Origin of the sequence: Vibrio sp. 10N.261.55.C5 (assembly GCF_041470505.1) — a bacterium.
Classification (GTDB): Bacteria; Pseudomonadota; Gammaproteobacteria; order Enterobacterales; family Vibrionaceae; genus Vibrio; species Vibrio crassostreae_C.
This window is the reverse complement of the sequence record NZ_JBFRMS010000035.1, coordinates 21305-35201: the sequence shown is the minus strand read 5'-3', so window position 1 is coordinate 35201 and position 13897 is coordinate 21305. Positions and strand designations below refer to the sequence as shown.

The 13897-nt window shown below is 46.2% G+C and carries 9 protein-coding genes; 7 read left to right on the top strand and 2 right to left on the bottom strand.

Annotated features, from left to right (window positions below):
- Positions 1-7: 7 nt before the first annotated feature.
- From AB4263_RS13960 to AB4263_RS13950, 3 genes are all read left to right on the top strand, one after another.
- Complete coding sequence (locus tag AB4263_RS13960) at positions 8-1336, top strand: MipA/OmpV family protein (protein ID WP_372098395.1); 1329 nt, start codon at positions 8-10, stop codon at positions 1334-1336.
- A gap of 198 nt (positions 1337-1534) precedes the next feature.
- A complete protein-coding gene (gene hrpA / locus AB4263_RS13955) occupies positions 1535-5578 on the top strand; it encodes an ATP-dependent RNA helicase HrpA (RefSeq protein WP_065584190.1) in 4044 nt (1347 codons plus the stop codon).
- A 143-nt stretch (positions 5579-5721) separates the two neighbouring features.
- Positions 5722-6216, top strand: coding sequence for an outer membrane beta-barrel protein (locus tag AB4263_RS13950; RefSeq protein ID WP_017065440.1), 495 nt, complete (start codon positions 5722-5724; stop codon positions 6214-6216).
- A gap of 155 nt (positions 6217-6371) precedes the next feature.
- Here the strand turns inward: AB4263_RS13950 and AB4263_RS13945 are convergent, their stop codons facing one another.
- Positions 6372-7154 carry a hypothetical protein gene (locus AB4263_RS13945; RefSeq protein WP_136982515.1) on the bottom strand — a complete coding sequence of 261 codons (783 nt, stop codon included), beginning with the start codon at positions 7152-7154 and terminating at the stop codon, positions 6372-6374.
- Positions 7075-7860 (bottom strand): hypothetical protein, encoded by a 786-nt coding sequence (locus AB4263_RS13940; protein ID WP_372098394.1) that lies wholly within the window; start codon positions 7858-7860, stop codon positions 7075-7077. Before AB4263_RS13940 ends, AB4263_RS13945 begins: the two co-directional genes overlap by 80 nt.
- Before the next feature lie 545 nt (positions 7861-8405).
- On the opposite strand from AB4263_RS13940, the gene AB4263_RS13935 reads away from it, so the two are divergent.
- The 4 genes from AB4263_RS13935 to AB4263_RS13920 all read left to right on the top strand — a co-directional run bounded on the left by AB4263_RS13935 (position 8406) and on the right by AB4263_RS13920 (position 13895).
- Positions 8406-9191 carry a TetR/AcrR family transcriptional regulator gene (locus AB4263_RS13935; protein WP_372098393.1) on the top strand — a complete coding sequence of 262 codons (786 nt, stop codon included), beginning with the start codon at positions 8406-8408 and terminating at the stop codon, positions 9189-9191.
- A 172-nt stretch (positions 9192-9363) separates the two neighbouring features.
- On the top strand, positions 9364-11826 hold the full coding sequence (locus AB4263_RS13930) for an RND family transporter (protein WP_240700408.1): 2463 nt from the start codon (positions 9364-9366) through the stop codon (positions 11824-11826).
- A gap of 44 nt (positions 11827-11870) precedes the next feature.
- Positions 11871-12677: an outer membrane lipoprotein-sorting protein gene (locus AB4263_RS13925; protein WP_017060448.1), complete on the top strand. Its 807-nt coding sequence runs from the start codon at positions 11871-11873 to the stop codon at positions 12675-12677.
- A 9-nt stretch (positions 12678-12686) separates the two neighbouring features.
- Positions 12687-13895 (top strand): hypothetical protein, encoded by a 1209-nt coding sequence (locus tag AB4263_RS13920; RefSeq protein WP_372098392.1) that lies wholly within the window; start codon positions 12687-12689, stop codon positions 13893-13895.
- Positions 13896-13897: the final 2 nt, after the last annotated feature.

Here is a 13897-nt window from a genome sequence, read left to right as displayed (position 1 = left end):
CACAAGAATGAAGCTCAAATATTTACCGACTCTTCCTTCATCTGGATTGGTTTTACTAGGTAGCGCTTTCCTAAGTGGCATTTTCGTAAGTGCTAATGCGTGGGCCGCTGAAGAGCAAGAGTGGGGCATCGCTGCAATGTTCCGTACAGCAAGCATCCCTTATGACACGTCTGGTGGCGACCAATCGGTTAGCTCATTCGTACCGATGCTGTTTTTCAAGAACGATTATGTGTTTATTGACGGTACTGAGATGGGGGCATACCTCTATCAAACTGACGATGAGAAGTGGTCTTTCAATGCTATCTCTCGCATGCGCTTTATTGATATTCCTGCATCTGAGCAGAACGCGATTGAAGGCGATACGGCGGACTTTGGTGCTCAACTGACCTACCAACTTGATGATTATTGGTCTGTCGAGACGGAGTTAATGAGCGACAGTGAATACAACTTCCACGGTAACTTACGAGCTAAAGCCAAGTATGAAACTGGAGATTGGGAGTTTTACCCGAGCGCGACGCTGCGTTATAAAAGTGCTGATTTCAACAGTGAGTATTACTCCGCATCTAATGAAACCATTGGTGCTGGTGTTGACTTAAATGTTGGTGTTGAAACGCGTTACCATGTGGTTTCTAACTTGTACTTATTGGGTTCAACCAGTGTGACTCGATTGGACGATAACGCTTACGATTCTTCGATTGTTGAAGACCGTTATCAGGGGGAATTGTACCTTGGCTTTGGTTTCTTTAACGACAAAGAGAAAGCGCCAAAACCTAAACTGAGCAATGCGCCGTACTTACGTGTCGCACACGGCTGGGGAACGCCATCCAATATTGGCGACATCATGAAGTTCAATCGAGAGAAAGACGAATACAACAACCAGTTGACCTCGTTCTTCTATGGACACCCGTTAACCGATGAGATCTTCGGTTTGCCACTGGATATCTATTTAACCCCAGGTATTGCGCACCACTGGAGTTCAGACGTTCAATCGAGCAGCACCGAATACATTATCGCAATCAAAGCGTATTACACCTTTGATTGGCCAACTCAGTGGCGTGTTGGTGTGGCAGAAGGTATGTCTTACATCGATTCGATTACCTATATCGAAGGCTCTGAGATGGACCGTAAAGGTTACACCGCAAGCCATCTATTGAACTACTTAGACTTCTCATTCGATGTCAACGTTGGCGACTTGATTGGTAAGAATGACTTGAACAACTTATGGTTCGGTTATTCATTGCATCATCGTTCTGCGATCTTTGAAAAATCCTCTCAGTATGGTCGTATCAAAGGCGGCAGTAACTACAACACGGTCTACTTCCAATATGAGTTTTAAGCGCAGTTTTTAACGTTAGCTTTAAACCAGAGTTGACTAAGTACGAATTACATTTGACCGCGCTTTCATAGCTCCTGCGAGTGTTAGCGAGATTAATCAGCCTGATAGCTAAAGGTTTTCCCTTTGCTGTCAGGCTTTTTTGTTTGAGACTTGTGATATAATCGCGCGAGTTTAATAAGTACAAGAATAGGACACGCTTTGACTTCGTCTCCGGAAAAAGCAGATAACAACAAGAATGCAGCACAGCCAAGTTCTTCACAGAGCAAAGCGAAACCAAACCAAGCTGCATCGAAAAAATCTGCTGAACAATCAGCGACAAACAACAAATCATCTCAGAATAGCCCAGCCTCTCTTCGTAAAGCGCTCAACGAATGTATGATGCGCGATCGCTTCCGTTTGAGTAAGCGAATTGCTGGTGCGAGTAAAATTAAGAACGAACAAGCTAAGCACGCTGTCTTTGATGAGATTGCGTTAGACATTGCTAAGTCAATGATGACGGCAACTCAGCGCGCGGCACAGAAACCAACGATTGAATACCCAGAAATTCTCCCGGTTAGCCAAAAGCGCGAAGACATCGCGAAAGCCATCGCTGAAAACCAAGTGGTTATCGTGGCGGGTGAAACGGGTTCGGGTAAAACCACTCAGCTACCAAAAATCTGTTCTGAGCTTGGCCGCGGCCGCTTTGGCTTAATTGGTCACACTCAGCCCCGTCGTCTTGCGGCGCGTTCGGTTGCGAACCGTATTGCTGAAGAGATGGAAACACAGCTGGGTGAGTTCGTTGGTTATAAGGTTCGATTCAACGACCAGATTTCTGACAATACCCAAATCAAACTGATGACCGACGGTATTCTACTGGCGGAGATTCAACACGACCGTTTCTTAAATCAGTACGACACCATCATTATCGATGAAGCGCACGAACGTAGCCTGAACATCGATTTCATCATGGGTTACCTGAAAGAGTTACTGCCAAAGCGTCCTGATCTGAAAGTGATCATCACGTCGGCAACCATCGATCCAGAGCGTTTCTCTAAGCACTTTAACAATGCACCGATCATTGAAGTGTCTGGTCGTACTTACCCAGTTGATACGCGTTACCGCCCATTAGGTGGTGATGAAAGTGATTCAGACCGCGACCAAATCGAAGGCATCTTTGAAGCCGTTGATGAGCTGTGTGATGAAGGCCTTGGCGATATCTTGATCTTCATGAACGGTGAGCGAGAAATTCGTGATACCGCAGATGCATTAAGTAAACGCAACCTTCGTGATACCGAAATTGTCCCGCTTTACGCGCGTCTATCGGCGGGTGAGCAGAACCGTATCTTCCAGTCTCATACTGGTCGACGCATCGTTCTGGCAACCAACGTGGCAGAAACCTCGTTAACCGTTCCGGGCATCAAGTATGTTATCGACCCGGGTACGGCGCGTATTAGCCGCTACAGCTACCGAACTAAAGTACAACGCCTACCGATTGAACCAGTATCTCAAGCGAGTGCTAACCAGCGTAAAGGTCGTTGTGGTCGTGTTGCGGAAGGTATCTGTATTCGTCTGTACTCAGAGGAAGATTTCGAATCACGCCCAGAGTTTACTGACCCAGAAATCCTTCGTACTAACCTAGCGTCTGTAATTCTTCAGATGACAGCGCTTGGTCTAGGCGACATTCAAGCGTTCCCATTTGTTGAAGCGCCGGATAAGCGCAACATTCAAGACGGTGTAAGGCTGCTTGAAGAGCTTGGTGCGATCGCCACCGTTGAACCGTCAGCGAACAAAAACAAGAACCACGGCGACGACAAGAAGAAGCTAACCGCGATTGGTCGTAAGCTGGCAAAACTGCCTATCGATCCACGTTTAGCGCGTATGGTAATTGAAGCGCCACGTAACCGATGCCTACACGAAGTGATGGTGATCGCGTCTGCGTTGTCGATTCAAGATCCGCGTGAGCGTCCATCAGATAAGCAACAATCGTCTGATGACAAGCACAAGCGTTTCTTCGATAAAGAGTCTGACTTCATCACGTTTGTGAACTTATGGGATTACATCAAGCAGCAGCAAAAAGCATTGTCGAGTAACCAGTTCCGCAAACAGTGTAAGCAAGATTACCTCAACTATTTACGTATCCGTGAATGGCAAGATGTGTACTTCCAAATTCACCAAGCAATGCGTGAACTGGATACTAAGTTGAATACAGAACCGGGCAGCTACGATGGCATTCACATGTCACTGCTATCAGGTCTGCTTTCGCACATCGGTATGAAAGACCAAGAGAAGAATGAGTATCAAGGTGCACGTAATGCACGCTTCCACATCTTCCCTGCGTCTGGCCTATTTAAGAAACAGCCTAAGTGGATCATGTCTGCGGAGCTGGTAGAAACCTCAAAACTTTGGGGCCGTGTTATCGCGAAGATTCAACCTGAATGGATTGAACCGCTAGCGAAACACCTGATTAAACGCAGTTACAGCGAACCACATTGGTCGAAGAAACAAGCAGCGGTAATGGCACACGAAAAAGTGATGCTTTACGGAATCCCAATCGTACCTAAGCGCCTTGTGAACTACGGCGCGATTGATGCAACCGTCAGCCGTGAGTTGTTTGTACGTAGTGCATTAGTAGAAGGTGAGTGGGAAACCAAACACGCTTTCTTCAAGCAGAACCGTAAGCTTCTACAAGAAGTCGAAGAGCTTGAGCATAAATCGCGTCGTCGCGACATCTTGATCGATGATGATGAACTGTTCGACTTCTATGATCAACGTGTTGGCGAAGAGGCAGTGTCAGGCCGTCATTTTGATACGTGGTGGAAGAAGACCAGTCAGAAAACTCCTGAGCTGCTTAACTTTGAAAAGTCGATGCTGTTCCGAGGCGATGCTAGCCACGTTACTGATTTGGATTATCCGAACTTCTGGCACCAAAACGGTATTAAGTTGAAACTGAGCTACCAATTTGAACCAGGTGACGACAACGATGGTGTAACGGTACACATTCCGCTGCCTATCTTGAACCAAATTGACCAAAACGGTTTTGATTGGCAGATCCCAGGCCTGCGTCAGGAACTGGTGATTAGCCTAATTAAGTCACTACCTAAAACGCTACGCCGTAACTTTGTACCTGCGCCAAACTACGCAGATGCATTCTTGGCACGTGTGACACCGCTTGAAGCACCGTTACTGGATTCTCTTGAGAAAGAGCTACGCCGCATGACGGGTGTGGAAGTGGTACGTGATGACTGGAAGTTAGACCAGATTCCAGAGCACTTAAAGGTAACATTCCGCGCTGTAGATCATCGCAAGCGTAAGCTGAAAGAACAGAAAGATCTGCATGAGTTGAAAGAGAGCCTGAAAGACAAGGTTCAAGAAACGCTTTCTAAAGTGGCAGACGACGATATCGAGCAGCAGAACCTGCACACGTGGAGCTTTGGTGAATTACCAAAAGTCTACCAACAGAAACGTGGTGGCTACGATGTTAAAGCCTTCCCTGCGTTGGTGGATACCAAAGACAGCGTAGAGATCAAACTGTTCGAAACCGAGCAAGAGCAGATCTCGGCAATGAAATCGGGCCAACGTCGTTTAATCCTGTTGAACGTGCCATCGCCGATCAAATATTTGCACTCTAACTTGCCGAACAAATCGAAACTTGGCTTGTACTTCAACCCATACGGACAGGTACTTGATTTAATCGATGACTGTATCGCTTGTGGTATTGATAAGCTGATTGAAGAGAAGGGCGGTTTGGTTTGGGAACCAGAGCAGTTTGAAGCACTGAAAGAGCACGTACGTGCAGAGTTGGGTGATACGGTAGTTGAGATTGCTCAACAGGTTGAAACCATCTTAACCACGGCATTCAGCATCAGTAAGAAGCTAAAAGGCCGTGTCGATCTTTCTATGGCATTCGCACTTTCTGACATAAAAGCTCAAGTAGAAGGTTTGATTTTTAAGGGGTTTGCCACAGAATGTGGGTGGAAACGCCTGCCGGATATTCTACGCTATATGAGAGCGATTGAACGCCGCATGGAAAAACTGCCAATTGACCCGAATAAAGATCGTCTTCACATGATCAAAGTTGAGTCAGTAATGAATGATTACAAAGAACTGCTGAATAAAATTCCAAAAGGGATCGCGGTTCCAGAAAATGTAAAAGAGGTGCGTTGGATGATAGAAGAGCTTCGTGTAAGCTTCTTCGCACAGCAGCTCGGTACGCCTTACCCAGTATCAGATAAGCGTGTTAAAAACGCGATTGATGCTTGCTAAAGGAATAAAGCTAGACGCAATGGCAAGGTTTGGGTATAAATCTTGCTTATTGCATTACTAATTGAATAGTTATTACATACAGGGCGACTTGGTGGCAATTTATTACCACTCAAGGCCTGCCACTAGGACGAAAAAGGTCGAATATGAAAAAAACGTTATTGGCACTAGCACTACTAGGTGCATCTTCAACAGCAATGGCTGATTCTTGGTTGTACGGCGGTGTAATGGGTGGTCAAAACTCATTCGCTGGTGAAGATGAAAACGCGGTGGGCATCCACGTAGGTACAGGTATCCTTCCACTAATCGGTGTTGAAGCGGGTTACTGGGATCTAGGTTCTTTCGGCAGCGTTAATTACGGCAACCGCGATCTTAAGAATTTAGACGCAAGCACTGCTTACCTAGCGATTAAACCAAGCATCGATTTTGGTCCTCTTCACGTATACGCGAAGGGTGGTCTTCACTCTTACGAGCTTAAAGCTGATGGCTTCAAGCAAGACGATGTTGATATCATGTACGGTGTAGGCGCTGAATACTTCATCTTTGGTCCACTATCTGTAGGCGCTAGCTACCAAAACTTCAAAATGAAAGATGACGACTCTGGCGTATTCACGCTAAACGCAACTATCCACCTACTGTAATTACTTGCAGTCAGTGACAGACGTACCGTTGGTCACGGATATTTGTAGAGTTCGTAAGAATTCGTAAAAAATGCCAGCTTGATAGCTGGCATTTTTGTATCTGTTAACCGTGTAATCGCTACTCTGTTTTCTTATAACAGATAGCAAGCGGATGGTTACTTTTTACTGTTCAGAATACGCTGAATTCTTGGGTTAATCGCTTTACCGTGTTTACTTTCGTACTCTTCACGTTTTAAATCGTTCAGGTTCTTTACAGAGTTAGCGGCAAGAAGGAATTCTGGTAACTCAGTTTCAAGCATGCCTTTCTCATCTAAACGTTTCGCTTCCAAGTAATACTTCTTGAACAGGCCATCGAGTTTGTTTTCAGCCGTGCGCTTTAAATCGTACAGTTTATTCTGGATTAACCATTGTTCAATCTTATTATCTGCAGAGCGTGACAACACTCGAATACGGCTATCCAACAACTCCTCTTCAGTCAAAGAATCTTTCAGGATCCAAAGCTCACCCATTTGCGGCGGCCAACTGTTGCCAAGTTGAATACGTTCATGACAGTGCATTAGCACGCGGTTAAGGCCGTCTGAATCGACTGAGTTGGCAAACTCAATGAACTTACCGCTTGGCTCACTACCGTACTGATATTCCCACTGCGTTTCGTACACGCTCAAGAAAGAGCCGAACACGTGAATACACCAATCGGTTAGTTCCAGCTCTGCAGGATCTTGATCAACAACAGGTACTTGTTGAGACGCACCAGAATCCGCAGCTTGTGCAGCCGCTACTTTCACTTCGGTACTTTGCGCTTCAATCACTTCAGGTACTAATGGACCTGTAGCGTCAGGTACAAAAGGTTGAGCTGGCTCAGAAGGTTGGCTTTTTGCCTTTTTGAATGAGCTGCTGCCTGAAGCGTTCAGATGGGCTAAGCTTTTGTCTATACCCATTTCCTTGAGCTTGTCCTGCATTTCCTGAATATTGAGAGGTCTTCTGCTGTTGTTGTCTTTCATTTTGCTTCTCGTTAACTAGCCAGTACTGCAGCTTGGATTCAATCCGAGATAATGGCATTAATTCATTGGCTTTGGCTTTATACCAGAGGACAAATTTCTTCCATACTAAACTATGGTCACCGGTCAAACCGGAGAATTTAAACGCACGTTCTGCCCATGATGGTATCTCTTCTTCGTTGAGATCATGAGTAGAGACGGTGTTGCTGTTCATTGAGCCTCGACCTTGTGGGCGAGGGGCCTGCTGCATGTGTTGCATTGGTGCCGGAGCAGGCTGAAACTTAGGTGCAGGTGCAGGTGCAGGTGCAGGTGCAGGTGCCGTAGAGTAGACCGGAATACTATTGGTCGGTTGAACCTCAACGTGCGCCGCAGTTTGCTCTTGCTCAATGAGCATTTTGAAAACGTGAATCTCTTTTTTATCCCGATAATCTACTTTTACCTTATCGAGAAAACCTTGGTCGACTAAACACTTAAGACAGTCGGCTAAACCAAACGTAGAGAGAGCACAAAGTTGACCTGCTGTTTGTAGGCACACATTGGTGTAGCCGAATTCGTCAGCACCGTCTGCAAGCATCAATAAAACCAGCTTTTCTGCAGGGCTAAAAGTATTCACTTGCCAAGCTAAATAAGAATATTTGGCGCTCAATATCGTGTTCTCAAAAAAGGTAAGTCGTTGTCACTATTGTAAGTCACCCCTTACCGAATTTATAGCAACTTAACAGAAAACGGCATTAGTAAGCCAAATATTGACCATAAGGAGACGTCTGCCCCATAAAGTAAGCCTACAGTCATTCATTCTTGTGGTTTAAGCTAGGAATCATTGGGCATGAAAACGCATAGCAGCTTAAAGTGCCGACATTCTTTGTTAGGTTAAGAATGCCCAATTCGCGTCCACATTCTGTTGGTCACAATACAGGTCTTCTTTTAAAGTCTTCTCTTTAGGTCAACTATTGATGATTTTCTTAGCTATATCCCATTTATTCTCTTTCCATTCACAAAATGTATTTAATTTACAAAACCCCTTGATATGATCAATATTTGCGCTATTATGACGATAAGTCAGAAATGACGAAGCGTCACAAAATGGTTAACTACATGAATTTACTATTCGTGTTAATATATTGGATAGGAGTGTTTTAAATACTGGCGAAGCTTAGATAACGGCTAAGCTCATATACGGACTAAAAAATTATGTTTGGCTTTGGTTGTAAAGGCGATAAACAAGGTATCTTTGGTTGCAAAGGCGTGTTGTCTAAAAAGCAGCAGTCTATTGCAGACCGAGAAGTAGAGTTGATGTTGTTAGCAAAAGATCTGGTTCGAGAACAAGGTTTCGGAAACCTCACGATGGACAAGCTAACGGCAGCGAGCTCTTATTCTAAAGGTACGATATACAATCACTTTTGCAGCAAAGAAGACGTCGTTTTAGCGTTATGTATTCACTCTCTCAAGACAGAAGCAATGATGTTTGCTCGCTCTGGAGAGTTTGAAGGCAACACACGTGAAAAGATCGTCGCATTGCACGTTGCTTACCGAATCTATGCTCGCATGGAACCGGTACTATCAACCTGTGCGATCATGGCTAAAAGCCCGTGGGTACTAGAGAAAGCGTCTAGTGCACGCGTCGCCGAGATGAATGAACTGGAAGAGTTGGTGATTGAACAATGCGACTCTATGGTTAACCAAGCGGTAGAAGCGGGTGACCTAAAGTTCTCTTCTGGCGTTGGCTCAGATGCCATCGTTTTTGCTAACTGGTCAATCGCATTTGGTTCAAATGCTTTGTCACAGAATGCATCAAACAGTCATTGTATTAAGCGGTTACAAGACCCGTATTCAGTATTACACAACGCGAACATGATTCTAGACGGCCTCAATTGGCAGCCCCTTTCTAGTGACTGGGATTACCGCAAAACTTGGCGTCGTGTAGAACAAGAACTGTTCAGTGAAGAAGTCGCTTACTTAGAGTCAGTAGGTCGATAAGCTTCAACTAAGCCCACCTATGTGGGTTTATTAATAACCATTAGTGACGATTCGTCATAAATTTAAGTTTAGCCTAGTGTGGTTTTGGTTTTCTTGAGTGTTTGACTAAGCATTGTGTCTTTTGTCAGCTTCGGCTGGCTTTTTATGACACAAATATGACGAATCGTCACAAATGGAGACTGTGATGAAACATGACAGCCAGAAGCCCACGTTCGATCAGCAAAACCGAGATAACCCTAATGCCGATAGCGCAAACACAGATCTAAACAGTTGGCACTCAATACCTACCAAGCGTTCGTTTATCGTTCTGCTGGTGGTGTTTTCAATCATCATTCTCTCTGCATTAGGGGCTAAGAACCTCTACTTTAGAGGGGACTACAACATCTTCTTCGAAGGCACCAACAAGCAGTTGATGGCGTTCGATGAAATCCAAACCACCTTTGCAAAAACCGACAACCTTGCGATTGTTGTCGCACCTGAAGATGGCAATGTCTTCACCCCTGAAACTCTCACCCTGATTCAAAATCTCACGGTTGATGCGTGGCAGATCCCGTATTCAAGCCGTGTCGATTCCCTTGCTAATTATCAGCACACCGAAGCCATTGAAGATGATCTTTTGGTAGAAGACTTGCTGTATGAAGAGTACGAACACACACCAGAACGCATCGCCAAAGTAAAACAGATCGCCCTTAACGAGCCGTTGCTTAAGAATGCCTTGGTGTCGGCCTCTGGCGATGTGACGATTGTGAACGTCACCGTGCAACTGCCAGAAGTGGACAAAACCGCAGAAGTGCAAGAGGTGATTGCGGCAATCAATACCATGATCGGCAAGTACCAAGCTCAGTATCCTAATGTCGAATTCCATAAAGCGGGCATCATAGCCATGAACAACGCGTTTATGACTTCGGCTCAAGAAGACAGCTCAACGCTCGTTCCCTTAATGCTGTTGGTGGTACTGGTGTTCCTGACCTTTATGCTGCGCTCGTTCTTTAGTGTGGTGGCGACGCTCATTGTGATCATCTCTTCGATTGTTGCCACCATGGGATTGTCTGGTTGGGCAGGGATGTTCTTGAGTACCGCAACCGTGAATGTGCCAACCTTGGTTTTAACTTTGGCGGTGGCTGATTGTGTTCACGTGATTGTGACCATGAGACAAGCGATGCAGCGCGGTATGGAGAAAGCACAAGCCATTCAATACAGCATCAAGCTCAATGCGATGCCGATTCTGATCACCTCGGTGACCACTGCGATTGGTTTCCTGATGATGAACATGTCGGACTCACCAGTGCTGCGTGATTTCGGTAACTTATCGGCACTGGGTGTACTTATTGCGTGCTTCTTGTCTGTGACTATGTTGCCAGCGTTGCTAAAACTGCTGCCAGTCAAACGTCTACCTGCCAACCCTAAGGCGGCAGACAAAGTCACCTTCATGGATAAGCTGGGCGATTTTGTCGTAACTAACCGTAAAGCACTGCTGCCGATTTCTACGCTAGTGATTGTTGGCGCTGCCGCGTTAATTCCGCTCAACAAAGTCAACGATGAATCGGTGAAGTATTTCGATACCTCAAGTGAATTCAGACAAGCGGCCGACTTCATGGAAGAGACCGTAAGCGGCATGACAACCCTCAGTATCGCAGTGAAAACTAACGAGTCTCAAGCGATTGCTGATCCTGTGTTCTTGCAAGCGATTGGTGACTTTACTGAGTGGCTACGTGTTCAACCAGAAACCGACCATGTCGCCACGCTTTCTGATGTTTACATGCGTTTGAACAAGAATATGCATGCCGACGACGACAGCTACTACAAGCTACCGCTGAACCGTGAACTTGCCGCGCAATATCTGCTGCTTTACGAAATGTCTCTGCCGTACGGCTTGGACTTGAACAACCAGATCAACGTCGATAAATCATCGATCAAAATGGTACTCACCGTCGATAACCTTGGCAGCGTTGAGCTAGTCGAACTCGAAGAGCGCATTTACTCATGGTTTGCAGCCAATGCACCGCAATATGAAGTGGTGGCTTCGAGCCCGTCACTGATGTTTGCTCATATTGGCGAAACCAACATGGCGAGCATGCTATCAACTTTGCCTATCACCCTAGTGCTTATCTCTGGCTTGATGATCTTTGCATTGCGCTCGGTTCGCTTAGGCATGATCAGCCTAGTGCCCAACATTGCGCCTGCGATCATTGGCTTTGGTTTATGGGCGCTTATCTCAGGTGAAATCAACCTAGGTTTGTCAGTCGTGGTCACGCTCACGTTGGGTATCGTGGTTGATGATGCGGTGCACTTCTTGAGTAAATACCAGCGCGCAAGAATCGAAGGGAAATCAGCAGAAGAAGCGGTTCGATACGCTTTCCACACCGTAGGTCGCGCTTTGTGGATCACCACTGTTGTGCTAGTGGCCGGTTTCTCTGTACTGGCGATGTCGAGCTTCAGACTCAACTCCGACATGGGCTTACTCAGCGCGATTGTGATTTTCATTGCGCTGGTGGTCGATTTCATCTTGCTACCAAGCTTACTGATGATCTTCGACAAACAGACCCACTATTCAGCTAAAACTCAGCACGAATCAAAGCCAGATACCAAGTCGCAGCCTAGATCGACAGCCGAACTGACTACTTCGACCAAATAAGGAAACGTCGGCCTGCTGCGGTGGGCTGACTCAAGGAGATATTTATGAAAAGCGTTAAACAAACATTCGCTACTACATTACTTACTGTTAGCTCGTTGGCACTGAGCACATTCGCCGCTTTCCCAGCATTAGCAGACCCAGCGAAAGGCTTAGAAATTGCCGAACAACGCAAAGCGGTCGATGTCGGGTGGGGCGATTCTGTCGCAACCATGGAAATGCTACTTCGCAACAAGCAGGGCGAAAGCAGTACACGTCTGATGCGATTGAAATCTTTGGAAGTCGATGACGATGGCGACAAAGGCTTAACCATTTTTGATGAACCACGCGACGTAAAAGGCACGGCTTTCCTAAACCATTCGCACATCACCAAATCCGATGACCAGTGGTTGTATCTTCCTGCACTCAAGCGTGTAAAACGCATCTCTTCACGCAACAAATCTGGCCCGTTTATGGGCAGTGAATTTGCGTATGAGGACTTAAGCTCGTTTGAACTTGAAAAGTACACCTTCAACTACATTGAAGACGCGAAACTGGAAGGCGTAGACACCTTTGTTTTAGAGCAAGTACCGACCGATAAAAACTCAGGCTACACCATGCAAAAGGTATGGCTAGACCAACAGCACTACCGCCCAATGAAAGTCGAGTTTTACGACCGCAAAGGCGCACTGCTTAAAACTCTATCGTTCCAAGATTACAAACAGTACCTAAACCAATACTGGCGCGCACACACCATGGCGATGCAAAACCATCAAACAGGCAAAAGCACCGTATTAACCACGACAGATTTAGTGTTCCAGACCGGTCTTAAAGACAAGGATTTCCAAAAGAACACACTAAAACGTGCGAAATAAGGCAGGAATATGAAAAGGATTGTGGCAACAGGAACCCAATTATCCTTAACCTTGGCGGCGACCGTCGGGCTTATGCAGGTGTCGTTGCCTTGTGTGGCGGCAGGCTTTAGTCCTGATATCGCAGGGCAGGTTAACCTTGAACATAGGCAGTTCTTTAGCGACGGCTTACAAGGGCAAGACAAAGGACAAAGCTCACTGGTGTTGCAGCCAGAGTTTTACTGGGAGCAACAAGAGGGCAACGGCAGCATTACCTTCACCCCGTTTTATCGCCTAGACAGTGAAGACGATGAACGAACTCATGGTGATATTCGCGAAGCCTTGTATTTAACCTATTGGGATGATTACGAACTGCGAGCGGGTGTTGGAAAGGTATTTTGGGGCGTAACCGAATCGGCGCATTTAGTGGATGTGGTAAACCAGACCGATGCCATTGAATCGGTCGATGGCGAATCCAAGTTAGGTCAGCCTATGGTGCACTTCACCTCGATAAAAGAGTGGGGCACCATAGACGCCATGTTACTGCCGTATTTTCGTGAGCGTACCTTCGCAGGCGAAGACGGTCGATTAAGGCCAACCGTGCCAGTATCGGACCATGCGCTTTACGAATCTTCACGAGAAGAAAAACACGTTGATGTGGCATTGCGTTACAGCCAAATGTACGGTGATTGGGATGTCGGTTTAAGCTACTTAGGCGGCACAAACCGCGACCCTTATTACCGTGTGGAAGGCAATCAACTCAAGCCATACTACGCCCAAATGCAACACTTCGGATTGGATGTTCAAGGCATTATCGGTGACTGGTTATGGAAGCTGGAAAGCATTTATCGCGACAGCTACGACAACCATACCGGCGTGGCGACAGGCTTTGAATACACTTGGGTTGGAGCGCTTGAATCGTATTGGGACATCGGCTTCATTGCGGAATACTTGTATGACAGCCGAGGCAACAATGCCCAAACCATCGGCCAAAACGATGTGTTCCTTGGCGCCCGTTTCGCCTTGAATGATGAAGACGGAACCGAAGTGCTTACAGGCATCACACAAGACTTAGATAACAGCGATGTCTACAGTGCAAAGCTGGAAGCCTCAAGCCGCATCAACAACAATCTCAAGTGGCGACTGAATGCTTGGTTGTTTGAGAACGAAACCCCAGAAGACTTGTTGTTCTTCGCACGCAAGGATGACTTTGTTGAGATGGCGTTGGAATATTATTTCTAGTG

Bases quoted from the DNA above. Each gene is read 5' to 3' on its own strand.
- AB4263_RS13950 (WP_017065440.1), top strand. From the start codon at position 5,722: ATGAAAAAAACGTTATTGGCACTAGCACTACTAGGTGCATCTTCAACA.
- AB4263_RS13945 (WP_136982515.1), bottom strand. From the start codon at position 7,154: ATGGGTATAGACAAAAGCTTAGCCCATCTGAACGCTTCAGGCAGCAGC.
- AB4263_RS13925 (WP_017060448.1), top strand. From the start codon at position 11,871: ATGAAAAGCGTTAAACAAACATTCGCTACTACATTACTTACTGTTAGC.
- AB4263_RS13960 (WP_372098395.1), top strand. From the start codon at position 8: ATGAAGCTCAAATATTTACCGACTCTTCCTTCATCTGGATTGGTTTTA.
- AB4263_RS13930 (WP_240700408.1), top strand. From the start codon at position 9,364: ATGGAGACTGTGATGAAACATGACAGCCAGAAGCCCACGTTCGATCAG.
- AB4263_RS13935 (WP_372098393.1), top strand. From the start codon at position 8,406: ATGTTTGGCTTTGGTTGTAAAGGCGATAAACAAGGTATCTTTGGTTGC.
- AB4263_RS13920 (WP_372098392.1), top strand. From the start codon at position 12,687: ATGAAAAGGATTGTGGCAACAGGAACCCAATTATCCTTAACCTTGGCG.